Below are 24,239 nucleotides of genomic sequence, written 5' to 3' on the forward strand. Positions count from 1 at the left end.
TCTTAAGTGAACGGCATTAGCCGGTGAGCTGCTCTTTTTTTTTATAGATAACTGTTACCAGAGAAAAGAGTAAGGATAGAAGTGAAATGCTATCCGTTAGCTCTCAATCATCACTCGAGTATCTTCACTGAGCGTTTCTAATTCATTCACGACATCATCAATCAAAACTTCGATTGGTAGCTTAACGGCAATCTTGGAAGTAAATAAGCTTGAGCTAACACCACCGCCGCCAGCGATGAAGACTCGGTGGCAATCCATATCAAGAATGCTGATCCCTTGTCTGTCTAGTACATGTGTCACTTCGTTGACGATACCCGCTCTGTCGTTAGAGTCGAGTCTTAGGTGATGGATTGTGTCTTGTGCGTTGTGAGTGTGGTTTGAATCAACAAACTGTACGATCAAGTCAGCATTGGCACTGAAAGCATCCTTAACAATTGATTCGTTGATGGCTGGAAGTTGAATCTTTAATACGCCTGCAACTTGATCTTCAATAAAGTTAACTTTACTGATGAGCCATTTCCCGTCGTTTTCGTGAGTAACCGCAGCAAGTTGCTTGATTGTTGCTGGTGATGCTTGTCCGATAAAGTTTACGATAAATGTACTGTTCATATCAGCCCCCAAAGTCTCAATTGTTCGTTGCTAATTAAATGTTTGATATCACGTGATAAAGTTCTTTAATTTCAGTGTAGAAGGTTACATCGAACAATGTTTGACCTGTGTCAATTTTTGAAACTAAGCTGTGATGCAAAAAAAAGAGAATGAAGAGTAGGGCACAAAAAAAGCGGCTAGAGAGCCGCTTTTAGAAGAGTTGTCGCATTTATTTGAAATGCAGTAACATAGAGTTCAGAGACTGGAAGTCGATTTAAAACGTTACTTTAAAGTTCATACCAACAAACTGAGAGTCGTATGTTGCCCCTGCATCGTAGGCGAATCGTGCTGCGTCTTTGTTATCCCACCAAGGGTTAGTATTCAGATTAACTTCTGCGTCACCACCCCATGCATCACTTACCCAGTAGTGGATATGGCCAACAGGGTTGAGGAAGAATAATGAAACATCACCCATGGTTTGAGAGCCCATCACTTCGCCACCTGAAGCAACAATGTCTTGCTCTGCTTCTAGCATCATTTCACCGACAACAGCCCCAAAGAATGGTGTAATAAAGATATCTTGCCATGACGGTACTTCAGCAAACGCTTCTACGCCGTATTCCCAGAAAAATGTCGACATTGTCCAAGAGTATAAGAAAGACTCAAACTCGTCATAACCAGCATGTCGAGCTGCGGTGTAGTAAACACCACCGAAATACGGATGCATTACGTAGTTTAGGAAGTGTTCATCACGGTCCCATACTGGGCCTTCAGAAACGTTATCTTTCCATTTTTTACCTAGTGCACTGATATCACGCTGGTCATCATCCCACTTAGTGATACTTTCAGGTAAAAGCGTCATGAGACCAACGGTTGCGACACTTAAACCAAGAATGGTATAAGTTTGGCCCATGAGGTAATCCCAATCTTTGCCATCGCTAACGGTAAGGTAGAGTGGTTGTTTTTCGATCGTTAAATCATATTGGTTGCTTGTTTCGCTTAGCGCATAATTGTTACTAGGCTTATAGGTGTACAAGCTTTCATTAACACAGTAATCTTGAGCGCATTCATCCGAATAAGAAAGGTTGATTGGTTGGTCGAAGTCGTATTGGCTTGCAACCGAGTTAACTGACATTAGCATTGTAAATGCAGCAGTAACCTTCGTTAGTAACGGTGATTTGGCCACAAGGGTCTCCATGAGAAGTTAATAATTGATCCGAGTCACAATTATCTATTAAATGCTTAGTTTAGGGAACTAATAATTTATTGCTTTTCCTAAGAAAACCTTAGATTAAGCATTAGTAATATTTGTGAAAAGGTGAATGACTCAAACTCAACCTTAGACTAGTTTGTAAATAATGCCGTGTCTTTTAATGGCCACAAGGGATATAAATATGACGAAAATCGCAATGTTAAGCACTGGTGAAGAAGTTCTTCATGGGGACATTGTCGACACAAACGCAGCTTGGATGTCTGCTGAGTTTTATCAGCACGGCTTTGCTTTGGCAAAGCGTTCAACTGTGGGCGACCAAATGAACGCTCTGATTGAAGAACTGCTGATGCTGAGCTTCAACTATGATGTGGTTATCGTCAATGGTGGTTTGGGGCCGACAACTGATGATATGAGTGCGGCCGCTGCGGCTGCGGCCTCAGATCAAAAGCTTGTCATGTTCCCTGAGTGGCTGACTCGTATGGAAGAGATGTTCTCTGGACGTGGCATGCCGATGCCTGACAGTAACCTTAAGCAAGCTTTATTGCCCGCGAGTTCAGAGATTGTTGATAATCCTGTGGGTACGGCTTGCGGCTTCAAGCTGAAAATCAACGATGCTACTTTCTATTTTACTCCTGGTGTACCGAGTGAATTCAAACGTATGGTTACGTTTGAGATTCTTCCTGACTTGTCGCGTACCTACCCTCAAGTGGTTGCCTCTGAATGCAGTCGATTGTTTACGTTTGGTTTGTCTGAGTCGGGTATCTCGGATGTGTTAGACCAGCTTAAGCTTCCTGCAGGCTATGAACTTGGCTACCGCTCTTATCTGCCTTTTATTGAGGTCAAACTGTTTGGTCCTAAGGCAGACTTAGAAACTCGCGTTAAGCTTCTGCAAATGGTTTACAAGCTCCTAGAGAGTAATGTCGTGAGCGTTGATGAGCCAATGATTGACCATATTGGACACATCATGGCGGAAAAAAAGAAGACGTTATCTGTATCTGAAGTGTCGACCAAAGGCGCCCTATCAGCGTGGCTGCAATTGAATGAGCAGGTTGAAGACTGCTTTGGGCATTCATGGGTCATGGCTGAGCCAAAAGAGAGCGAACTTGAAAAGAGTGATCCATTAGCCGCAACCTTTGCACTGGCTGGCGCTACAAGAGAGAAGTGCGGTACAGAACTGGCTTTGGTTACTGGAAAATTAGAAGGCAACACATTTAGCGTCGCATTGTCGACTGAAGCAGGAGAGTGGGGACAGGTGCTTGAGTTTTATCGTCAGTACTCACGCGAAGACCAACGCAACGTGATTAAGACCGTTGCTGCCGATATGCTGAGAAGGCATTTAGACAACAAACCGATGTTTGGTACTTACTCTTCGGTTAAGCGATTGAAAGACATGTTTATTCCTAAAGCGGTACTATAAAACCAAGTCAACGCTATAAAGTCCAAATTAAAGCTATAAAGCTATATATGTAATAAATTATATACATCAATAAAGCCGAGTTGGTGCAATAAGCGAGTTGTCTGATTGAGCCAACATGAAATACAAAAAGGGCCTGATAATGAAGATTATCGGGCCCTTAAATTTTTAAGCTTGTCTGTTAACGATTCAACATTGTACTAATCGCGCTAAGTAGCTAGTTATCAAAGTATAAGATCTAAGTACAAGTATTAAGCACTTTTTTGCTTATTTCTGTGAATAACGTTACTCAGCGATAACTCAGTTTTTGCTTTGCAGATGCATGGCAAAATTTCATTGGCTTGTGTGTAAGCCATAGCAAAACCAACGTACTCGACTTCACCAGAATCCAACGTACAGCGGCAAGCGCCACAGTGGCCATCTCGGCAGTTGTATTCTGGCTCTAACCCTGCTTGTTCCATTGTTTCCAATAGAGTATTTGAAGGGTTAGATTCAATAGAAGTCAGCTTGTTGATTTTGATTGTTGGCATTACAGCTCAAACCCTTCAAAGTCGTCAGCTTTTACTTCGTTGTCGATTTGGCCAACTAGGTAAGAACTGATTTCAGCTTCTTGTGGAGCAACTTGAACGTTATCTGAAGACAACCAAGCGTTGATCCATGGAATTGGGTTCGACGTTGCTTCTGGGTAAGCGGTACCTAGACCAACAGCCTGCATACGGATGTTAGTGATGTACTCAACGTATTGGCAAAGAATATCTTTGTTTAGACCAATCATAGAACCATCTTTGAATAGGTATTCTGCCCACTCTTTTTCTTGCTCAGCCGCTTCTTTGAATAGGTCGAAACACTCTTGCTTACACTCTTCAGCGATCTGCATGAATTCGAAGTCATCTTGGCCATTACGTAGTAAGTTGATCATGTGCTGCGTACCAGTAAGGTGAAGTGCTTCATCACGAGCGATTAGCTTGATGATCTTCGCGTTACCTTCCATTAACTCACGCTCAGCGAATGCGAATGAACATGCGAAACTTACGTAGAAACGAATCGCTTCCAGTGCATTTACAGACATTAGACATACGTAAAGCTTCTTCTTCAGGTCGTGAAGTGAAATCTTAACGTCTTCGCCGTTGATGTTGTGGTTGCCTTCACCGTAGCGGTGGTAGTCAGCCGTCAGCTTGATCAAATCATCGTAGTAAAACGCGATGTCTTTCGCACGTTTCAGGATCTCTTCGTTTTCAACGATGTCGTCAAATACTACGCCTGGATCATTCACGATGTTACGGATGATGTGCGTGTATGAACGAGAGTGAATCGTTTCAGAGAATGACCAAGTCTCAATCCAAGTTTCAACTTCTGGCAGTGATACCAAAGGAAGTAGGGCAACGTTAGGGCTGCGGCCTTGGATTGAATCTAGAAGTGTTTGGTACTTCAGGTTAGAGATGAAGATGTGCTTTTCATGCTCAGGAAGCTTGTTGTAGTCGATACGGTCGCTAGACACGTCTACTTCTTCTGGACGCCAGAAGAAAGAAAGCTGCTTTTCGATCAACTTTTCGAAGATTTCGAATTTCTGTTGGTCGTAACGTGCAACGTTTACCGACTGACCCAAGAACATTGGTTCTTTTAGCTGGTCATTTTTTTGTTGAGAAAAAGTACTGTAAGCCATAAATGCCTCAAATCCTTTAAAGACCCGCAATAAAACGGACCCTGTTAATGCTTTAAACCCAGAGAAGATAACTTCTCTGGGGTCTTAATGTTTATTGCGGTTTAGATCTTACAACCGCCGCCTTCACAATCTTCTTCCGGCACTTGAACTGCGTCGCCTTGGTCGTCTTTAGCACCATCACGAGTGTTATGGTAGTAAAGCGTCTTAACACCGTACTTGTACGCTGTTAGCAAGTCTTTAAGCAGCTGCTTCATTGGTACCTTGCCGCTGTCGTAAACACTTGGATCATAGTTAGTGTTTGCAGAGATAGCTTGGTCAACGAATTTTTGCATGATACCCACTAAGTGTAGGTAACCGTCGTTAGTACCAATGTTCCAAAGTAGCTCGTAGTTGTCTTTAAGATTTAGGAAATCTGGAACAACTTGCTTCAGGATACCGTCTTTCGACGCTTTAACTGATACATAACCACGTGGTGGCTCGATACCGTTAGTCGCGTTCGAGATTTGAGACGAAGTCTCAGAAGGCATAAGCGCTGTTAGCGTAGAGTTACGCAGACCGTGCTCCATGATCTCTTCACGTAGCGTGTCCCAATCGTAGTGCAGCGGCTCTTCACATACTAAGTCGATATCTTTTTTGTAAGTATCGATTGGCAGTAGGCCTTTCGCGTAGTTGGTCTCGTGGAAAGATGGGCAACGGCCTTGCTCTTTCGCTAGTTCAACAGACGCTTTTAGTAAGTGGTATTGAATTGCTTCAAAAGTACGGTGAGTCAGGCCATTTGCACTGCCATCAGAGTACTTAACACCATTCTTCGCTAGGTAGTATGCGTAGTTGATTACACCCACACCTAGAGTACGACGGTTCATTGTCGACTTACGAGCTGCTGGAAGCGGGTAGTCTTGGTAATCAAGTAGTGCATCTAGAGCACGAACAACCAGTTCAGAAAGTTCAGCCAGATCGTCTAGCTCGTTGATTGCGCCTAGGTTGAACGCCGAAAGCGTACATAGTGCAATCTCACCTTCGTCATCTTCTACGTTAGAAAGCGGCTTAGTTGGTAGCGCGATTTCTAGACATAGGTTCGATTGACGAACAGGTGCTACTTCAGAATCAAACGGGCTGTGTGTATTACAGTGGTCAACGTTCTGAATGTAGATACGACCAGTAGAAGCACGCTCTTGCATTAGCAGAGAGAAAAGCTCAACGGCTTTAACCGTTTCACGCTTCACTGAAGGATCGTTTTCGTACTTCACGTAAAGTGCTTCAAAACGCTCTTGGTTTTCGAAGAACGCGTCGTAAAGGCCAGGTACGTCAGAAGGTGAGAACAGGCTGATGTTGCCACCTTGAACAAGACGAGAGTACATAAGCTTGTTCAGCTGTACGCCGTAGTCCATGTGACGAACACGGTTCTCTTCAACGCCGCGGTTGTTTTTCAGTACTAATAGAGACTGAACTTCACCGTGCCATAGTGGGTAGAACACCGTTGCTGCACCGCCACGAACACCACCTTGAGAACAACATTTAACAGCTGTTTGGAAGTATTTGTAGAAAGGGATACAGCCAGTGTGGAACGCTTCACCATTACGGATTTCAGAACCAAGCGCACGGATACGACCTGCGTTGATACCAATACCAGCACGTTGAGATACGTAACGAACAATAGAGCTTGCTGTTGCGTTGATAGAATCAAGGCTGTCACCACACTCAATCAGTACACATGAACTGAATTGACGAGTAGGCGTACGTACACCAGACATAATTGGTGTAGGTAGAGAAATCTTAAACGTAGACGAGGCGTCGTAAAAACGTTTGATGTAGTCAAGACGAGTCGATTTCGGGTATTTACCGAATAAACACGCAGCAACTAAAATGTAAAGGAACTGAGCACTCTCGTAGATTTCTTTTGTTACACGGTTCTGTACGAAGTATTTACCTTCAAGCTGCTTAACCGCCGCGTAAGAAAAGTTTAAGTCACGCTTGTGGTCGATGTACGCGTCAAGCTCTTCGAATTCAGCTTTCGTGTAGTCTTCCATTAAGTGGCTATCGTATTTACCCATATCAACCAGTTTTGCAACGTGGTCATAAAGTGCAGGCGGCTCGTATTCACCGTACGCTTTTTTACGTAGGTGGAACACTGACAGACGTGCTGCTAGATATTGGTAATCAGGAGTCTCTTCAGAGATTAAATCCGCTGCTGACTTGATGATTGTCTCATGAATGTCAGTCGTGGTAATGCCATCGTAAAACTGAATGTGAGCTTTCAATTCTACTTGTGATACAGAAACATTGTGCAAGCCTTCAGCTGCCCATGTGATCACTCGATGGATTTTCTCTAAATCGATCGTTTCTTTGCGCCCGTTACGCTTGGTAACAGTAAGTTGTTGGTTCATTCTGCTTAATTTCCCTAACAAAACTGAACAAGGCCGTGTTTTTGTGTATTTCTGTGTAATTTTTGTAAATTACGTTTCGGCTTTGTGATCTTGGTCTACCCATATATTGTAGTTCAAACACAACATATAGGGGTCATTTGTTTGTTGGGTTACAAGATAGTGCTACAACTGATATTTTTCAAGGTAAAGAAATGGGGTTGCTTGTGGATAAGTGGTGGATTGAAAAAAAACTGTAAGTGACCACTAACTGATGACGTTAGACGAGACTTGATTGTACAAAAGTCGCCTTTTAAGGATGCTTTATTTTTGCACGCCCATAAAAAAAAATCCCTTGATCTTTGGGTAAAATAGGCAATGGATTTTGGACGATTAAATTTAAATCGAGGTGGTCAAAATGGAAGCTAGCGCACGAAATTTAGACTGAAAAAAGTCGCAAACTTATGGTAATTGCAACTCTTTTCATTCGTCTTTTTACAAAATATTTTACGGTAGGGCTACCGATATTTTTTAGCCCAAGTTTTGAGTGTGAACGATGTAGTTCACATCGACTTTTTGGCCTAAACGGTAGGTGTTCGTTAACGGGTTATAGTGTAGTCCTGTAATCCCTAGTTCTTGAAGCGGAGTGTTATCAACCATTTTGATAAGCTCAGCAGGGCGAATGAACTTTTCGTGGTCGTGAGTACCTTCTGGCACAATCTTAAGTAACTTCTCTGCACCAACAATAGCGAACAGGTAAGACTTAAAGTTACGGTTCAATGTTGAGAAGAACACATGGCCGCCCGGTTTCACTAATTTTGAACAAGCCGAGATAACTGATTGTGGGTCAGGAACGTGCTCTAGCATTTCCATGCACGTCACTACATCGTAAGTGTGTGGGTTTTGCTCTGCATGGTCTTCAATGGTGCTCTGGATGTAATCGAGCTTGGTGCCGGTTTCTAATGCGTGCAGACGAGCGACTTCTAGCGGTTCTTTACCCATATCTAGTCCGGTGACTACCGCACCCTCTACAGCCATGCTTTCAGCCAGAATACCGCCGCCGCAGCCAACATCGAGAACTTTCTTACCAAAAAGGCCTTCGGTTTTCTCTAGCACGTAATTTAAGCGCAACGGATTGATTTGATGTAGTGGCTTAAACTCGCCTTCTAGATCCCACCAGCGCGACGCCATGTCTTCGAATTTTTTGATTTCTGCTGGGTCTACGTTCTGTGATTTAGTCATAATCGGCATTTCCAAGTTAAATAATGCATCCATGAAATTGCAGGCATTATAACTTGCCTTTTCCTGCTGACCAGAAGATCTACAATTTTGCTAGTTTATTGGGTGTAAAGTGACCATGTTTCAGCAAGATATGACGCTGAGGTGCAATTTCTCATCAATAGATTGGCTACAAGGGTCACAAGATGGTAAAAGGAGAGGGAAAGTGATGCCTCCGTAGGTAAATTTGTGTTATATTTTTCGGTCTTATACGTATTCAAAAATACGATCTGACTATAGAGGGAAAATGGCTCTATGAGCGATCTAGCGAAAGAGATCACGCCCGTAAATATTGAAGATGAGCTTAGAGGTTCATACCTAGACTACGCGATGTCCGTCATCGTTGGTCGTGCCCTTCCAGATGTGCGTGATGGCCTAAAACCAGTACACCGCCGCGTTTTGTTCGCGATGAATGTATTAGGTAATGATTGGAACAAAGCATATAAAAAGTCTGCTCGTGTAGTAGGCGATGTAATCGGTAAATATCACCCACACGGTGATAGTGCGGTATACGAGTCAATTGTTCGTATGGCTCAGCCGTTTTCACTACGCTATATGTTAGTCGATGGCCAAGGTAACTTTGGTTCGGTTGACGGCGATTCAGCTGCGGCAATGCGTTATACCGAAGTTCGTATGTCAAAAATAGCTGGTGAGCTATTAACGGATCTTGATAAAGATACGGTTGACTTCGTTCCTAACTATGATGGAACCGAGCAAATACCAGCAGTTTTACCAACAAAAATACCAAACCTATTGGTTAACGGTGCTTCTGGTATCGCAGTAGGTATGGCTACCAACATCCCGCCGCATAACCTTGGCGAAGTTGTTGATGGCTGTTTAGCATTTATCAATAATGAAGACATCACTATTGATGAGCTAATGGACTACATCCCGGGTCCAGACTTCCCGACAGCAGCATTAATCAGTGGCCGTAAGGGCATTGTCGATGCATATAAGACTGGCCGAGGCAAAGTCTACATGCGCTCGAGAGCTGAAATTGAAACGGAAAAGAACGGTAAAGAAACTATTATCGTTACTGAAATTCCGTATCAAGTGAACAAAGCTCGTCTGATCGAGAAGATTGCAGAACTTGTAAAAGACAAGAAAGTTGAAGGCATCAGTGCACTGCGTGACGAATCTGATAAAGATGGTATGCGTATTGTTATTGAATGTAAGCGTGATGCTGTCGGTGAAGTTGTACTAAACAACCTTTACTCACAAACTCAACTGCAAACAACTTTCGGCATCAACATGGTTGCTCTGAACAACGGCCAACCACAACTTTTCAACATTAAAGATATGTTGAAGTGTTTTGTTGATCACCGTCGTGAAGTTGTGACACGTCGTACTATCTTCGAATTGAAGAAAGCGCGCGACCGTGCACATATCTTGGAAGCTCTATCTTTAGCGCTTGCAAACATTGATGAAATTATTGAACTGATCAAGAACGCACCAACACCAGCAGAAGCTAAAGTTGGTCTAGTATCTCGTGGTTGGGATCTTGGTAACGTTGCATCAATGCTTGAACGTGCTGGTACTGATGCAGCCCGTCCAGATTGGCTTGAAGACCAATACGGTATCCGTGATGGTCAATACTTCCTAACGGAAACTCAAGCGCAAGCTATTCTAGAACTTCGTCTTCACCGCCTAACTGGCCTTGAGCACGAGAAGATTCTAGACGAATACAAAGCACTTCTAGAAGAGATCGCTGAGCTAATGCATATCCTTGCAAGCACTGAGCGTTTGATGGAAGTTATCCGTGAAGAACTTGAAGCGGTACGTGATATCTATGGCGACGAACGTCGTACAGAAATCACAGCAGCGGTTCATGACATCGACATGGAAGAGCTAATCGCTCAAGAAGACGTTGTAGTAACGCTTTCTAACGCAGGTTACGTTAAGTACCAAATCCTAAGCGACTACGAAGCTCAGCGTCGTGGTGGTAAAGGTAAGAGTGCAACTAAGATGAAAGATGAGGATTACATTGAGCGTCTGCTTGTTGCTAATACTCACGATAACATCTTATGTTTCTCTACTCGTGGTAAAACGTACCGCTTGAAAGTTTACCAACTGCCTCAAGCAAGCCGCACGGCTCGTGGTAAGCCTATCGTTAACATTCTTCCTCTAGAAGAAGGTGAGCGTATTACGGCTATCCTGCCTGTTTCTGAGTTCTCTAACGAGAAATTCATCTTCATGGCAACAGGCGACGGTACCGTTAAGAAGACATCACTGGATCAATTCGCAAACGTACGTGCTAACGGCCTAATCGCAGTTAACTTACGTGACGATGATTCACTGATTGGCGTTGATATTACTGACGGTAATAGCGACATCATGCTGTTCTCGAAGTCGGGCAAAGTTGTTCGCTTTAACGAGGACAAAGTACGTCCAATGGGTCGTACTGCCTCTGGTGTTCGTGGTATGAAGCTTCCAGAAGACGATCAAGTGGTTTCACTGATTGTTCCTTCAAACGAAGGCGATATCCTAACTGTGACTCAAAACGGTTACGGTAAGCGTACTGAGCTGGCTGAATACCCAACGAAAGGCCGTGCAACGCAAGGTGTAGTATCTATCAAAGTCTCTGATCGTAATGGCCCAGTAGTTGGTGCTGTTCAGGTTGAAGAAGGCGATGAAATGATGATGATCACCGACGCAGGTACACTAGTACGTACTCGCGTAGCGGAAGTAAGCCAAGTTGGTCGTAACACTCAAGGTGTAACACTGATTCGTACTGCTGAAGACGAGAATGTTGTAGGTCTACAACGTATCGACGAAGTAGAAGAAGCTGAGATTGTTGAAGGCGAAGAAACTGAAGAAGCAAATGCTGACGCAGTAAACGCTGAAACGGCTGTTGTTTCTGAATCAAGTGAAGAGCAAGCATCTGATGCTTCTGGCTCTGAAAGTGATAGCGAGCAAGACACTGAGTAATCTCGATTACGTTAAGTAATTAAGCTTACCAATGAAAAAACCGAGCCTAAGTGCTCGGTTTTTTATTGCCTGTCATTTCACTCTTTTTCTCTTCTCTTCTCATTTGGCTTATGGCTTATGGCTTATGGCTTATGGCTTAGGTTTTAGCACCAACCTTAACCCGTCGCTTTTATGCAAAAGTTTGATACTAAATCTCGAACGCCAAACTTTGATCAATAACGAGACAGTGCGAAAACGATAGAGTAGAGATAGATCTAAATAAAAGGGATGTGGAATGGATATCTGGTTGTTGGTTGCGTTGGTACTAATGAGTCTGTTTTTGATCGCGGTCGTTATTGCCGCGAGCAACAATGGCAGCCATCTAAAAGGCAATGTGGTGATTTCTCTTACTGCGGTGGCTTTGAGCGTGCTGGTCTGGTCTCAACTGAAACAAGAGTTACCTCAACTTCCTTTGGATGATAGCAATAACTACACGGCAACAGATTTCGAAGATGAGCTTCAGCAAAGCCTTGAGCAAGACCCGAATCAATCCGACTTGTGGTTTAAGCTTGGTGGTGTGTACATGCAGAAAGCGGAGTTTGATGCGGCATTCACTTGCTACGATTATGCGATTCGCTTAGATCCTCAAGCGCCTTCTGGCCTCTATGCTGCCAAAGCAACAGCACTTTATTATCTTAGCTCTCAAGCGATGAGTGATGATGTTAATGCGTTGTTGGAGCACTCCATGCAGCTTGATCCCAATGATCGTACGGCATTGATGTTGATTGCGACCGATCACTTCATCAGCATGCGCTATCAACAAGCGATCTATGCGTGGACTCAAATCTTAGATTCCAATCAGAAGGGCATTGATCGTGTCTCTATTATCCATTCGATCAACCAAGCCAAACAGATGATCCGTTAAGCTTGGCTAATTGCTAAAGAGGCGATCTTACTTAAGATCTCATTTCGAAGACTATTGGTTTTCCTGCATTTCGATTAAGCCACCAGCATTGTGGATTTGAGTAAACCCTTGAGCGCGCAAGAATTGATAAGCTTGCCCTGAACGATTGCCACTGCGGCAGTACAACACGATGGGTTGGTCTTTATCTATCTTAGCAAAGTGAGTAGCCACTTCAGAAAGAGGGTAGTTGATGGCGTTGTCTAGATGCCCTTGTTCGAACTCTGCAGGTGTTCTGACATCAACCACTAATGCACCTTTCTCTATTAATTCCCACCCTGTCTCAGCACGCTCAGATGCGTGAACGCTTGAACTGAGTAGTGCAATACATAATGCCGAAAGCGAAAGTAAGATTTTCATTGTTTATTCCTTGAATTGGCGAGTGGATCGGGGATTCGATATTGATCTGTATTCCCCTAAAACCTAAAAAAACCAGCCACACAACAATAGTGTGACTGGTTTTTACTTAATGGTCTAATGGAAGAAACTAGTATTCGTAGTTGGCTTCACGCTTTTCAGCTTGCTCTTCCCATTTAGGAACAACCGTGTCTAAGAAGTGCTGTTTCTCTGCGTTCATCTTATCCATGTCCATTCCAAGCGCTTTTTGAGCCGCTTCTTTTGTCGAGATATCTGGAATCTCGATTGGATCGGTGATGCCTTTCTTCGCCAGTAGACGAACAATCTTAGTACGAGCATCCGCGGCGCGGTCAACGGCAGTACCTAGCACTTCTAGAGCGATTTCAGGTGCGTGCATGTGAATACCGTGAGACGCGATAGCGTAGTCCCAACGCCATTGAGCGTGACGGATATCGAGTAAGATAGGTTCCATCTCTTGCTCTGTCGCACCCGCTTCCCATGCTGCGCCTGCTTCAAAGTGAGCAGCAACGATTTGTTTCTCAGCAGTCAGCTTCATGTTTAGTACTTGCGCTTTACGGCTTGAAACGATGTTACGCATAGTTTCTTTCGATTGAGTGTGACAGTTTGCACACGTATCTTCGAAGCGGTCGAATGGGTTACCCACTTTATGGTCGGTATAAACGGTGCCATCTTCTTTGGTCACTTTCGGCATATGACAGTCAGCACAAACAACTTTGTTTTTGCCGTGAATACCTTCGCGCCATGTTTCGAAACCTGGGTGTTGCGCTTTCAGCATGGGTGCTTTCGATACTTTATGCGTCCAATCTTTAAAGTTGATTGCATCATAGTAGCGTTCCATGTCGCCAACGGTTGTACCTTGGTCCCAAGGGAATTTCACACCTTTGGTTGGCCCTGTGAAGTAGTATTCCACGTGGCACTGAGCACAAACAGAAGCTTGTTGGTCTAAACGACTTTGTTCATCAAACTTTTTACCAATCGTTTCAAATGCTCGTTCAACGTAAGGACGAGTCACCTTCAATGCTGGCTCACCATTCTTAAAGCCTTCGCTTTGGGTATCGTGACAGTCTGAACAGCCAATAGGGTTAATGATCTCGTTGCCAAGACGCGCCCATTTACCTTCAAAATAACCATCTTCACCACGCTCTTCGATAACACGAGCGACATCTGGGCTCTTACAACTCCAACACGCCATTGGCATTGGACCAGAGCTTTCGTCCGTTGGGCCGCCAGTACGAAGTGTTTGTCTTACATCGTCAATGGCATAAAAGTGGCCGCGTGCTTTGTTGTAATCTTTTGCGAAGCCGTAGCCAGCCCACATGATGACCATGTTTGGATCTTCTTTTAGTGCGTCTTCAATAACTTCGCTTTCTGAAGTCTGTCTCCATGAATGATATTGATCTGGGTGGTTTTGCTCGAACTGGTCGTTACGAGGGTCGCCAATTTCTTTTTGTTCAGACGCAGCAAAACTGGTCGCGCTTGCTAGTGATGCGCTAACCATTAATAGTGCTGTGACCGAATTACGTATCCAATGCTTTTTCACAGTGATATCTCCAATATACTGATTCTTATACCAAGCGTTGTGAGTTTGCTATTCAAATTAAGAACTGGAGAATTCCTGTTTATATTAATTCATAAACAAACACATTTTGTTACGTGTTGGATATAGCTTGTCTTAGATCAATTAACGGTAGTGACTTCAATCACGTTGAAGTTTATATACCCCTAAAGAGGTATTGGTGGTTAGTGGTATTAAAATTTAATTGAGAATTATTATCATATATAACAATCAATTACCTAAATTGACCATGGTATAAATAGGGTGATTGCGTTCACAGATTAACCTATCCAAATTTCGTATTACCTAATTAGAGGTATATTCTAACTATAGAAAGCGTTGTGGCTTATCCAAAATAAGAATTGATATCATTTAAGCGGTAATAATATCGTTTAAGGGTACTTTTGTTTAACCGGAATATTATTTAGTTGAGAGTTAAATAATGCCGGTATAAGGAAAGGATAAAATGGGCAATATTAAATTGGCCATAGTCATAATGCTTAAATCCCTTCTAGCATTCTGCCTCTATGGTTATTCCATTCATGCTGTTGCTGAGCCTGCTGTTACGCCAGTAGGAGAATCAACAAGACATGAAGTCGAATTAATCCGCGACAAAGACTACAAGTGTGTTCAATGCCATAAAGATTCAAAAGAAACGGTATTGGGTTCACATGGTGAAAGTGCACACGCTTTGCTTGGCCGCGAAGTAAATTGTACCGACTGTCATAGTTCTATTAGCCCCGACCACCGTGAAGGTGCGCCTGAAGTGGTGAAGTATCGCGAGGCTCAATCACAACCGGGAACTGAAAAGGTTTTCCTAGACCCTAGCTTAATTTTAGATGCCAATAGCCAATGTATCGATTGTCACAAGCCTGATGATCTGCGTGAAGCGAGTTGGACTCACGATGTTCACGCGCAAAACTTAACGTGTTCAAACTGCCATGATGTTCATGCGACTGAAGCAAAGGTGTTGGGCTTAGATAAGAAGCAAACCATCAAGCTGTGTGTGGATTGCCATTCAGACTTCAACCAGAAGAAAGAAGAGGAGTAATCTATGAGCTGCTCAAGAAGAAACTTTTTAGCAGGCGCTGGTGCCGTTATTTTTACCACAGGTGTAGCGGGAACTGCGGCGGTAACAAGTCGCAAGACGCTAGCTAATGTTCAAGAAGATGGCACTAAACGTTATGGAATGATTCATGACGAAACCGCTTGTATTGGTTGTACCGCCTGTACCGAAGCATGTCGTGAAGTAAATAAAGTACCTGAAGGTGTATCGCGCTTAGAAATTATTAAGAGTGAGCCCCAAGGCGAATATCCCAATGTTGATTACCGTTTTACTCGTAACTCTTGCCAGCATTGTGATAACGCACCTTGTGTGATGGTTTGCCCAACAGGCGCGGCCTACAAAGATGAAAAAACCGGCATTGTCGACGTTCATCAAGAGAAGTGTGTCGGTTGTGGTTATTGTCTATTGGCTTGCCCATATCAAGTGCGCTTTTTCCATCCTGAGAACAAGTCCGCAGATAAATGTAACTTCTGTCGTGATACCAATCTTGCACAAGGGAAGCTGCCTGCTTGTGTCGAATCTTGCCCGACCAATGCGCTGGTCTTTGGCGATCTAAATGACCCTGAGAGTGAGATAAACCAGGTGCTTCAATCTGAGGTGGTTTACAGAGATAAAGCTTATCTAGGTACTCAGCCAAAGCTCTATAAAGTGCCACACCAAAAAGGGGAGATTTGATTATGAGTGCATGGGACGCAGCTTTTCAGTCTGGTACCGTGGTATGGGACTGGATTATAGCAATCTATCTATTTCTCGCGGGGATGTCAGCGGGTGCCGTAATGATCTCCATTTACCTAAAACGTAAGGTCATTGAAGGCGATCCTGCTCATAATGGTGTGTTAAAGGCCACGGCTTTTCTTGCGCCATTTGGGATCATTTCAGGTCTGCTTATCTTGGTTTTCCACCTGACAAAACCGTTATCCTTTTGGAAGATCATGATCTTCTATAATCCAACGTCTGTGATGTCGATGGGTGTGATCTTATTCCAAGTATATATGGTGATCTTATTCCTTTGGATCGGCATTATATTTAGAGATCAAATAGTCGTGTTCTTGAATGATCAAGCATGGCTAAAAGGGCGACTTGATTTTGTCGGCAATTGGATTGGCAAATTAGAAGTGTTTGAGAATGCTCTGGAAATATTCTTAGCTGTTCTTGCTCTTATGCTTGCCGCTTATACCGGATTCTTGCTTTCAGCTTTAAATGCTTTCCCACTATTGAATAACCCAGTGCTGCCGATTTTGTTCTTATTCTCGAGCTTATCTTCGGGAGCGGCGGCGTGTATTTTATTTGGTGTGCTGGTCTTTAAAGAATCACCTCATAGCCCGACTATTTCATGGATTCACGGATTCGAACGTCCAGTCGTGATGTTTGAATTGTTTGTTCTAATTACTTTCTTTACTGGGCTTATCTTCGCTGGTGGTCAAAGTGAGCAAGCAGTATGGAACGCAATAGGCAGTGGTTTCTGGGCGAGTTGGTTCTGGTATGGTGTCATCGGTGTCGGTATGGTTTTACCGTTGCTGCTGAATGCCGTTACACCAACCTCAATCCGCCATAGCTCGGTGTATATTTTCTCCGTGACTTCGCTAAGCCTAATGGGCGTATTGATGCTACGAACTTTTGTTCTTTATGCAGGGCAGTTAACGATAGCTTAATTTTGCTCAAGTTTATTAGTGAGCAGATGTTAGATACTAAATATCTGCTTATTAATGAACATGCTTTAAATAAACATGAGATGCGTGTTCAGATCGGCTCTGCTCAAGCGGAGCCTTATTGAGGTGATATGGTCGGTTCTTTGGGGCTGTTTAGTTTAGTGTTGGTTGCTGTACTCAGTAGCATTATTGGTGTGCATTCGTTTTATCAAATGCTAAACAAACGGACGCAAAATATAGGTTTAGTCCGCAGTTTCTCTCTTTCAAGTGCATTGTTTTCTCTCACTTCTGTTGCATTGCTTGGCTACGCCTTTGTCAGTGATGACTTCTCTATTCTCTATGTCGCTGAACATTCAAATACTCAATTACCCTCATTTTTTAAGCTCGCAGCCGTATGGGCAGGCCATGAAGGTTCCTTGTTGTTTTGGGTACTGACGATCAGCGTCTGGTCTGGCGTTATTGCCTTACAAAAACACTATTCGAATGAATACCAAAGCCGTGTGTTGTGGGTAATGAATCTACTGCTCGCGATATTTGCTTGGTTCACGTTATTCGCATCAAATCCATTTGAAATGAACTCGATCTTGCCGCTAGAAGGGCGTGACCTTAACCCAATGTTGCAAGATGTTGGACTGATCTTTCATCCTCCATTACTTTACCTTGGCTATGTCGGTTTTTCTGTGGTGCTGGCATTTGCTGTAGCCGCTTTGCTGGTTGATCCTATTGAGTTTGATTGGGTTGCCCATTGTCGCAGTTGGTGTCTAGTCGCTTGGATCTTTTTAACTGTAGGGATCATTCTTGGTTCTTGGTGGGCGTATTACGAATTAGGCTGGGGCGGCTGGTGGTTCTGGGATCCTGTTGAAAATGCCAGCTTGTTGCCGTGGCTTACTTCAACAGCTTTACTGCACAGTCTAGGCGTTGCTAAGGGCAAACAACAGCTCTTGAAATGGTCTCTCAGCCTTGCTTTCATTACGTTTTGTTTGAGTATCTTAGGCACCTTTATTGTTCGTTCTGGCGTATTAACGTCGGTGCATGCTTTTGCTGTTGACCCAACCAAAGGTATCGCACTGCTACTTATATTAGTGTTGGTACTGGTGAGCTCATTTTCTCTGCTTATCATCAGAGGAGAGTCTTTTGAATCTAACCCGATTACTAGCTTCGCGAGTAAGAGCTTTTTAAGCCTAGTTGCAGTGCTCATTTTTGTCCTGGCGACCGCTGTTGTGGTGTTTGGTACGTTTTATCCAATGGTCTTTGAACTGCTTGGGTTGGGGAACATATCGGTAGGTGCGCCTTACTTTAATCTGTTGATTGCTCCTTTGGCTTTGCTTGCGTTAGCCGTCGTCGGCTTAGCCCCTTTGCTGAGTATTAAACCTCAAGCGACTAAAGGTGTTATTACGCTTATCGTTCTAGTATCTATTGGTCTAGGGTTCGCCTGTTACGCTTTGCAAGTCGAGCAGACCCAAATGATGGCACTGCTGACTTGGGGCCTCGCATTCTGGGTGTTACTGACGCATATTTACGGCTTAGTGGTTACCCGAAGTTCTAAGTTCCAACGCAAAGTCTGGGTGATGACCTTTGCTCATGTCGGGGTTGCAGTACTCGCTGTAGGTGCTGCAATGAATAGCTATCACTCATTTGAGCGCAGCTATAAACTAAGCCCAGGCGCACAAGTAGAGTTCATGGATTGGACGCTTTCTCATCGTGATACCGAGCTTTATGTCGCCTCAAATTTTACCGCAGAGAAGGCGATACTAAACTTAGATGCCGGCGATAAAAGCTTTACCATCGCGCCAGAAAGAAGACACTACCAAGTTCGAGTCATGAACATGAGTGAGCCTGCAATGAAGTGGTTCTGGCATGGCGATGTTTATATCACCATGGGCGAGAAAGTCGATTCCACCGCTTATGCATTTCGAGTGCAGTACAAGGCGTATGCACGCTGGATCTGGTTTGGTGGGTTGTTCTCCATTCTTGGCGCTTTACTCTCATTGACTCATCGTAAAAAGAAAACCGTTAAGGCGTCACAGTATGCATACCAGCGTTCGTAACAAGCTCATTACGTTAATTATCTTGGCATTAATGGTGGTGTTGGGTTTTGCCTTTGCGCTCAATAATAAGCAGCAATCGACGATTGTGTCGGAGCAAAAAAGGGCATTCCCAGAATTCATATCTACTGCGTTAGCGAATAGTGAAGGCATCAGTAGTAAACAGGAAATTACGTTGGCTGATGTCACTCAGCACCCTTATCAACTGGTTAATGTATGGGCTTCGTGGTGCGGTATATGTAAAACTGAGCACGCTTTTTTGCTCAAACTTCATGATAAAGGTATTCCAATTGTTGGGCTCAATTATCGAGATAACTCCGGGGCAGCGATCAATGTGTTATCGAGCGATGGCAATCCGTACTCAACGGTGATCAGTGATCCTCAAGGTAAGCTAGCGTTAGAACTCGGCGTAATCGGTACTCCTGAAACGTATCTGGTCGACGCTGACGGCCAAATCATTAAGAAGTTACTGGGCGTGATCAACGAATCAGTGTGGCAAGAAGAACTTGCGATGTATTTTGATGGTGCGAATGGATGATGAAGCCTTTAATACAAGCACTCGTTGTGCTGTCTACGCTTATGGTTATTAGTTTTCCGATTTTGGCAGAAGATCTGTTTACAGCCAGTAATAAGGATACGAGTATTCAAGTTGAACTGTTTGAGTTTGAAAACCCAGAACAACAGCAGCGCGCTATTACATTGGCAAAAACCCTACGTTGCCCGCAATGCCAGAATCAAAACTTGATTGAGTCGAACTCTCCAATTGCCAAAGACTTACGCCTCGTTGTATTCAATATGGTGAAAGCAGGGAAGAGTAATAATGAGATTACTCAATATATGACGGAAAGGTTCGGTGAATTTGTGCTCTATAAACCAGCAATGAGTGTTTCAAACTTATTACTTTGGCTACTTCCGAGCGTATTATTTCTCTTATTTATATATTTATCAGTAAAAAGTGTTAGAAAGAGCTCATAAAAATTATGTATTACTGTTTACCAATTGACCTGTATTTTGTAACATTAAAGGATTATAAAGGCTAAGCACTGTTATATAAGGATGTATCTGTGGATAACGTAATCTCAAATTTAAAGAAAGAGTTCCATACTCGTGTCCGATCTGACAAATGGGCAGAAAAATACAGTGCAAAGTCGAGCATTTCTACGCTTACTCAAGAAGAGTTAACCGAATTAGAGAACGCTTGGGTTCAGCTTGTCATCTGGAAGCAAACTCAAATAAGTTAATCGTTCTGTAAAAAATCGTAGCCTTAGCCGCATCTGATTAATTTATAACCCCATGCTGGTCATCCCAATGTGGGGTTTTTTGTTACCTGAAAAATTATTGTTATAATATAACAATTAGTGCATGGTCGACCTTGAAAAAAATTGTTAACAGCCTCATAGTGTCTATCATTAGATAGTTAGCTACAAAATATTGCCTAGACATATAATGTAGTGTTGTTAAATACATCGAATTTTCAAGTGAGTATAGCTATGGCGGAAGTGCGTGCCAGAATAGATTTCAAAGTAGGGGTAACAAGCAGTATTGATGCTGAACTTCTGTCTTTTCATGGATTGAAAACAGATAAAGAGCATGTTGCTGTGATATTTAAATCAGCAGACAAGACACAAGACATACCTCTTGTTCGTATGCACTCTGAGTGCCTGACTGGTGATGTTTTCCATTCCTCTCGCTGTGATTGTGGCGAGCAGCTAGACGAAACCATTAGAATTATGGGTGAGACGGGTGGAGTGATTCTTTACTTACGCCAAGAAGGTCGTGGTATTGGTTTATACAATAAAATCGATGCATACCGCCTGCAAAGTGAAGGTATGAACACTTACGAAGCCAATAACCATCTAGGTTTCGGTGATGATTTGCGTGATTTTACTGAAGCGGCAGAAATGCTTCGTGCTTTAGGAACCACAAAAATTCGCCTAGTCACTAACAACCCCAAGAAAATCAATGAGCTGAAATCTTTTGGTATTGAGATTGAAGAAGTGGTGAACACCTCTGCTCATGTTAAGTCGGGTAATGAAAGCTACCTGAAGGCAAAAGTCTCACACGGTAAGCATAATCTGGATATCTGATTAGCCTCTTTGTTGCGCTTAACATAAAAATGTTTAAAGACCTCACATATGTGAGGTTTTTTTGTATTTATCTTGCAATAAAATTGTAAGTTTGTATTATTCCAATCCGTAGTGCAAATGATAATGGTTTGCACTATTACTACGAATAATAATTTAAAACTCAACAAGGATGCTTCATGACTATTAAATCTTTAGTGACAAAAGCCGTAACTTCGTCACTCCTTTTTGCCTCTGCTTCTTCTTTCGCAGCAGTAACTCAAGATCAAGTTGTAGAACATTACGCAGATATTGCTCATGCCGTGTTTGCAGATTCAGTAATTACAGCAAAAGCGTTGAACTCTTCTATTGATACCTTCTTAGCTTCTCCTTCTGCTGGCAATTTCGAACAAGTAAAACAAGCTTGGCTTGAGTCTCGCGTACCTTACCAACAGTCAGAAGTATTCCGCTTTGGTAACGTTGTTGTTGACGATTGGGAAGGCCAATTGAACGCATGGCCACTTGATGAAGGCCTAATCGATTACGTTTCGACTGATTACCAATATGAGCTTGGTAACGAAGGCGCTAGCGCAAACATCGTTGCTAATAAAACTTTCCAAATTGGTCAGACAACGGTAGACGCAACCAACATTACTCCAGAACTAATTGCAGATCTCAACGAGATCGGTGGCTCTGAAGCAAACGTAGCGTCTGGCTACCACGCGATTGAATTCCTACTTTGGGGTCAAGATTTAAACGGCACAAACAGCGGTGCAGGTGAGCGTGCTTACACTGACTTCGTTGTTGGCGCTGAGTGTACTAATGGTAACTGTGACCGTCGTGGCGCATACCTAAAAGCATCAGCTGAATTGCTTATCCAAGATCTAGAATGGATGGAAAAACAGTGGGCTGAAGGCGAGAAAGGAAACTACCGTCAAGAGCTTCTTTCTGAATCTAGCGACAACGGCCTACGTAAAATGCTATTTGGCATGGGTTCACTGTCTCTAGGTGAACTAGCGGGTGAGCGTATGAAGGTTGCACTAGAAGCAAACTCTACTGAAGATGAGCACGACTGTTTCTCTGATAACACGCACAACTCTCACTACTACAACGAGCAAGGTATCTACAACGTATACACTGGCTTGTACAAGCGTGAAGATGGTTCTCTACTTTCAGGCCCTAGCCTGTTTGACCTAGTTGAACAAAAAGACGAGCAAGCTGCGAAAGAGATTCAAAAGCAGTTTGATCTAGCACGTGCACAAGTTGGTCAGCTTGTTGTTTCTGCAGAGAAAAATAACCAGCACTTCGATCAGCTAATTGCTGCTGACAACGCTGCAGGTAATGCACTAGTAAACAAAACAATTGTTGCTCTAGTGTCTCAAACGGCTGCGATTGAGCGTGCTGCTGGTGTTATTGGTATTGATAGCCTTAACCCAGACACGGCTGATCACGAGTTCTAAGAACCCGAGACGAAAATCATAAAGGGCTCTCATTGAGCCCTTAATTGTTTGTTATTCAAAAAAGTTACTCTCTAATAAAAACTAAAATCAAAAACACAGCAAGGCAATGTATGAAGTCGTATCTCTCAGCCTCACTATTAACCGCACTGTTTTTCTTATCTCCATTGCACGCCCATGAAACCTACTCTGGAGGCAAAACCACAGTAAAGAAAGAGGGCGCGAACGCTTTTTCTCTTCCTGCAGCCAACCTTCCAATGAGCAAACGTTTGGATTTCAGCGTAGGTAACAGCTTCTTTAGAAACCCTTGGGTTCCTGCGCCGTCATCAACCGATGCGCGTGATGGATTAGGTCCATTGTTCAATACCAACGGTTGTCAAAACTGTCACATCAAAGATGGTCGTGGTCATGCGCCTGAAAAAGATGACCAGAACGCGGTTTCATTGTTGGTCCGCTTAAGTATCCCTGCTGAAACGCCAGAGCAGAGACAAGCCTTCATTCGTGATGGTGGTATTCCTGAACCAACTTACGGCGGCCAGTTACAAGATTTCGCGCTTCAAGGTGTAAAACCCGAGGGCAAAGTGAACATCAGCTACACCGATGTTCCTGTTGAATTCAAAGACGGTACTGTCGTTACTTTGCGTAAACCAATTTTAAAGATTACTGATCTTGCCTTTGGCGAGATGCATCCTAAAACTGAGTTTTCAGCTCGTGTTGCGCCGCCGATGATTGGCCTTGGTTTACTTGAAAGCATCCCGCAAGAAACAATTCTCGGATTTGCTAAACAGCAGTTGGCCGACAAGCAAGGTGTTTCAGGCAAAGCGAACTACGTTCTTGATGTTCAAACTAACGAAATGGCGTTGGGTCGATTCGGTTGGAAAGCTGGCCAGCCAAACCTAATGCAGCAAAATGCGGCGGCGTTTAACGGTGATTTGGGCTTAACGAGTCGCTTATTCCCGAATGAAAACTGCACATCAGCACAATCAACCTGTGATGATTTTCCGAATGGAGGCGAGCCAGAAGTCAGCGACAATATTCTAGATTTTGTTGAGTTCTATTCGCAGCATCTAGCGGTCCCTATTCGTCGTAACGTAGACAACCCAGCCGTCGTGCAAGGCAAAAAACTATTTAAAGACGTTGGTTGTCAGAGTTGCCACCAAGCTGAAATTCGCACAGCAGAGCGTGAAGGGTTACCTGCGTTGTCTAAGCAATTAATCAGTCCGTATACCGATATGTTGTTGCACGATATGGGGGAAGGCTTAGCCGACAATCGCCCTGAATATCTTGCCAACGGCCAAGAGTGGCGTACGACGCCATTATGGGGATTAGGCTATACCAAAGAAGTGAATGGTCATACGTTCCTGCTTCATGATGGTCGAGCAAGAAATGTTATGGAAGCGGTACTTTGGCATGGCGGTGAAGCAGAAATGGCGAAACAAAACGTTTTAGCTCTTAGTAGCAGCGAACGTGAAGCGCTATTGGCGTTCTTAAACTCGTTATAGGCTGAGTTGAATTCAGTTTAGTTAACGGCTAGTGACTTAAGAAAGCCGCTATCAAACCACTTAGCACCGCTGAACTTGTAGGAATACGAGGTCAGCGGTCGTTTGGTATTTAATGAACTCATATAATTAAAAGAAAAATT

General features: G+C 43.4%; 21 protein-coding genes. 13 read left to right on the plus strand and 8 right to left on the minus strand.

Annotated features, from left to right (window positions below; genetic code table 11):
• Positions 1 to 96 precede the first annotated feature (96 nt).
• Positions 97 to 609 carry a glycine cleavage system protein R gene (locus AB4180_RS08750; RefSeq protein ID WP_017098194.1) on the minus strand — a complete coding sequence of 171 codons (513 nt, stop codon included), beginning with the start codon at positions 607 to 609 and terminating at the stop codon, positions 97 to 99.
• 253 nt (positions 610 to 862) lie between these two features.
• Positions 863 to 1,774: a DUF3943 domain-containing protein gene (locus tag AB4180_RS08755; RefSeq protein WP_102250187.1), complete on the minus strand. Its 912-nt coding sequence runs from the start codon at positions 1,772 to 1,774 to the stop codon at positions 863 to 865.
• 208 nt (positions 1,775 to 1,982) lie between these two features.
• Here AB4180_RS08755 and AB4180_RS08760 point away from each other — a divergent pair, with 208 nt between their 5' ends.
• The gene (locus tag AB4180_RS08760; protein WP_102250188.1) at positions 1,983 to 3,218 is read left to right on the plus strand and encodes a CinA family nicotinamide mononucleotide deamidase-related protein; all 1,236 of its coding nucleotides are present in this window, start codon (positions 1,983 to 1,985) and stop codon (positions 3,216 to 3,218) included.
• Positions 3,219 to 3,466: 248 nt separating this feature from the next.
• Here the strand turns inward: AB4180_RS08760 and yfaE are convergent, their stop codons facing one another.
• The 4 genes from yfaE to ubiG all read right to left on the minus strand — a co-directional run bounded on the left by yfaE (position 3,467) and on the right by ubiG (position 8,513).
• A complete protein-coding gene (gene yfaE, locus AB4180_RS08765) occupies positions 3,467 to 3,745 on the minus strand; it encodes a class I ribonucleotide reductase maintenance protein YfaE (protein ID WP_102250189.1) in 279 nt (92 codons plus the stop codon).
• Positions 3,745 to 4,878, minus strand: coding sequence for a class Ia ribonucleoside-diphosphate reductase subunit beta (gene nrdB, locus AB4180_RS08770; protein ID WP_004733365.1), 1,134 nt, complete (start codon positions 4,876 to 4,878; stop codon positions 3,745 to 3,747). The genes yfaE and nrdB overlap by 1 nt, the downstream gene beginning before the upstream one ends.
• A gap of 101 nt (positions 4,879 to 4,979) precedes the next feature.
• A complete protein-coding gene (gene nrdA, locus AB4180_RS08775; protein ID WP_004733366.1) occupies positions 4,980 to 7,262 on the minus strand; it encodes a class 1a ribonucleoside-diphosphate reductase subunit alpha in 2,283 nt (760 codons plus the stop codon).
• 507 nt (positions 7,263 to 7,769) lie between these two features.
• A complete protein-coding gene (gene ubiG / locus AB4180_RS08780; RefSeq protein WP_017078713.1) occupies positions 7,770 to 8,513 on the minus strand; it encodes a bifunctional 2-polyprenyl-6-hydroxyphenol methylase/3-demethylubiquinol 3-O-methyltransferase UbiG in 744 nt (247 codons plus the stop codon).
• Between the two features lie 258 nt (positions 8,514 to 8,771).
• On the opposite strand from ubiG, the gene gyrA reads away from it, so the two are divergent.
• Complete coding sequence (gene gyrA, locus AB4180_RS08785; RefSeq protein WP_009848847.1) at positions 8,772 to 11,444, plus strand: DNA topoisomerase (ATP-hydrolyzing) subunit A; 2,673 nt, start codon at positions 8,772 to 8,774, stop codon at positions 11,442 to 11,444.
• A gap of 274 nt (positions 11,445 to 11,718) precedes the next feature.
• Positions 11,719 to 12,348, plus strand: a complete 630-nt coding sequence (locus AB4180_RS08790; RefSeq protein ID WP_102250190.1) for a hypothetical protein — start codon at positions 11,719 to 11,721, stop codon at positions 12,346 to 12,348.
• 51 nt (positions 12,349 to 12,399) lie between these two features.
• Here the strand turns inward: AB4180_RS08790 and AB4180_RS08795 are convergent, their stop codons facing one another.
• On the minus strand, positions 12,400 to 12,744 hold the full coding sequence (locus tag AB4180_RS08795) for a rhodanese-like domain-containing protein (protein ID WP_009848845.1): 345 nt from the start codon (positions 12,742 to 12,744) through the stop codon (positions 12,400 to 12,402).
• A gap of 127 nt (positions 12,745 to 12,871) precedes the next feature.
• Positions 12,872 to 14,302 (minus strand): ammonia-forming nitrite reductase cytochrome c552 subunit, encoded by a 1,431-nt coding sequence (gene nrfA, locus AB4180_RS08800; protein WP_017101428.1) that lies wholly within the window; start codon positions 14,300 to 14,302, stop codon positions 12,872 to 12,874.
• A gap of 481 nt (positions 14,303 to 14,783) precedes the next feature.
• On the opposite strand from nrfA, the gene nrfB reads away from it, so the two are divergent.
• The 10 genes from nrfB to AB4180_RS08850 all read left to right on the plus strand — a co-directional run bounded on the left by nrfB (position 14,784) and on the right by AB4180_RS08850 (position 24,099).
• Positions 14,784 to 15,368 (plus strand): cytochrome c nitrite reductase pentaheme subunit, encoded by a 585-nt coding sequence (gene nrfB, locus AB4180_RS08805; protein ID WP_004733372.1) that lies wholly within the window; start codon positions 14,784 to 14,786, stop codon positions 15,366 to 15,368.
• Between the two features lie 3 nt (positions 15,369 to 15,371).
• Positions 15,372 to 16,058 carry a cytochrome c nitrite reductase Fe-S protein gene (gene nrfC / locus AB4180_RS08810; protein ID WP_004733373.1) on the plus strand — a complete coding sequence of 229 codons (687 nt, stop codon included), beginning with the start codon at positions 15,372 to 15,374 and terminating at the stop codon, positions 16,056 to 16,058.
• 2 nt (positions 16,059 to 16,060) lie between these two features.
• The gene (gene nrfD / locus AB4180_RS08815; RefSeq protein ID WP_102250191.1) at positions 16,061 to 17,035 is read left to right on the plus strand and encodes a cytochrome c nitrite reductase subunit NrfD; all 975 of its coding nucleotides are present in this window, start codon (positions 16,061 to 16,063) and stop codon (positions 17,033 to 17,035) included.
• A gap of 128 nt (positions 17,036 to 17,163) precedes the next feature.
• Entirely contained in the window at positions 17,164 to 19,080 is a 1,917-nt protein-coding gene (locus tag AB4180_RS08820) for a heme lyase CcmF/NrfE family subunit (protein WP_102250192.1), read from the plus strand.
• On the plus strand, positions 19,061 to 19,615 hold the full coding sequence (locus tag AB4180_RS08825) for a DsbE family thiol:disulfide interchange protein (RefSeq protein ID WP_004733376.1): 555 nt from the start codon (positions 19,061 to 19,063) through the stop codon (positions 19,613 to 19,615). The genes AB4180_RS08820 and AB4180_RS08825 overlap by 20 nt, the downstream gene beginning before the upstream one ends.
• Entirely contained in the window at positions 19,612 to 20,052 is a 441-nt protein-coding gene (nrfF, locus tag AB4180_RS08830; RefSeq protein ID WP_061021629.1) for a heme lyase NrfEFG subunit NrfF, read from the plus strand. Before AB4180_RS08825 ends, nrfF begins: the two co-directional genes overlap by 4 nt.
• An 89-nt stretch (positions 20,053 to 20,141) precedes the next feature.
• The gene (locus tag AB4180_RS08835) at positions 20,142 to 20,318 is read left to right on the plus strand and encodes a hypothetical protein (RefSeq protein WP_017098202.1); all 177 of its coding nucleotides are present in this window, start codon (positions 20,142 to 20,144) and stop codon (positions 20,316 to 20,318) included.
• A gap of 249 nt (positions 20,319 to 20,567) precedes the next feature.
• Positions 20,568 to 21,164 carry a GTP cyclohydrolase II gene (ribA, locus tag AB4180_RS08840; protein ID WP_004733379.1) on the plus strand — a complete coding sequence of 199 codons (597 nt, stop codon included), beginning with the start codon at positions 20,568 to 20,570 and terminating at the stop codon, positions 21,162 to 21,164.
• Positions 21,165 to 21,340: 176 nt separating this feature from the next.
• Complete coding sequence (locus tag AB4180_RS08845) at positions 21,341 to 22,600, plus strand: imelysin family protein (protein ID WP_017083887.1); 1,260 nt, start codon at positions 21,341 to 21,343, stop codon at positions 22,598 to 22,600.
• Between the two features lie 110 nt (positions 22,601 to 22,710).
• Positions 22,711 to 24,099, plus strand: coding sequence for a di-heme oxidoredictase family protein (locus AB4180_RS08850; protein ID WP_102250193.1), 1,389 nt, complete (start codon positions 22,711 to 22,713; stop codon positions 24,097 to 24,099).
• Positions 24,100 to 24,239 lie beyond the last annotated feature (140 nt).

It is taken from the genome of Vibrio sp. 10N.286.49.C3 (assembly GCF_041469545.1).
Classification (GTDB): domain Bacteria; phylum Pseudomonadota; class Gammaproteobacteria; order Enterobacterales; family Vibrionaceae; genus Vibrio; species Vibrio tasmaniensis_A.

Bases quoted from the DNA above. Each gene is read 5' to 3' on its own strand.
- AB4180_RS08750 (WP_017098194.1), bottom strand. From the start codon at position 609: ATGAACAGTACATTTATCGTAAACTTTATCGGACAAGCATCACCAGCA.
- AB4180_RS08760 (WP_102250188.1), top strand. From the start codon at position 1,983: ATGACGAAAATCGCAATGTTAAGCACTGGTGAAGAAGTTCTTCATGGG.
- yfaE (WP_102250189.1), bottom strand. From the start codon at position 3,745: ATGCCAACAATCAAAATCAACAAGCTGACTTCTATTGAATCTAACCCT.
- nrdB (WP_004733365.1), bottom strand. From the start codon at position 4,878: ATGGCTTACAGTACTTTTTCTCAACAAAAAAATGACCAGCTAAAAGAA.
- nrdA (WP_004733366.1), bottom strand. From the start codon at position 7,262: ATGAACCAACAACTTACTGTTACCAAGCGTAACGGGCGCAAAGAAACG.
- ubiG (WP_017078713.1), bottom strand. From the start codon at position 8,513: ATGGATGCATTATTTAACTTGGAAATGCCGATTATGACTAAATCACAG.
- gyrA (WP_009848847.1), top strand. From the start codon at position 8,772: ATGAGCGATCTAGCGAAAGAGATCACGCCCGTAAATATTGAAGATGAG.
- AB4180_RS08790 (WP_102250190.1), top strand. From the start codon at position 11,719: ATGGATATCTGGTTGTTGGTTGCGTTGGTACTAATGAGTCTGTTTTTG.
- AB4180_RS08795 (WP_009848845.1), bottom strand. From the start codon at position 12,744: ATGAAAATCTTACTTTCGCTTTCGGCATTATGTATTGCACTACTCAGT.
- nrfB (WP_004733372.1), top strand. From the start codon at position 14,784: ATGGGCAATATTAAATTGGCCATAGTCATAATGCTTAAATCCCTTCTA.
- nrfC (WP_004733373.1), top strand. From the start codon at position 15,372: ATGAGCTGCTCAAGAAGAAACTTTTTAGCAGGCGCTGGTGCCGTTATT.
- nrfD (WP_102250191.1), top strand. From the start codon at position 16,061: ATGAGTGCATGGGACGCAGCTTTTCAGTCTGGTACCGTGGTATGGGAC.
- AB4180_RS08820 (WP_102250192.1), top strand. From the start codon at position 17,164: ATGGTCGGTTCTTTGGGGCTGTTTAGTTTAGTGTTGGTTGCTGTACTC.
- AB4180_RS08825 (WP_004733376.1), top strand. From the start codon at position 19,061: ATGCATACCAGCGTTCGTAACAAGCTCATTACGTTAATTATCTTGGCA.
- nrfF (WP_061021629.1), top strand. From the start codon at position 19,612: ATGATGAAGCCTTTAATACAAGCACTCGTTGTGCTGTCTACGCTTATG.
- ribA (WP_004733379.1), top strand. From the start codon at position 20,568: ATGGCGGAAGTGCGTGCCAGAATAGATTTCAAAGTAGGGGTAACAAGC.
- AB4180_RS08845 (WP_017083887.1), top strand. From the start codon at position 21,341: ATGACTATTAAATCTTTAGTGACAAAAGCCGTAACTTCGTCACTCCTT.
- AB4180_RS08850 (WP_102250193.1), top strand. From the start codon at position 22,711: ATGAAGTCGTATCTCTCAGCCTCACTATTAACCGCACTGTTTTTCTTA.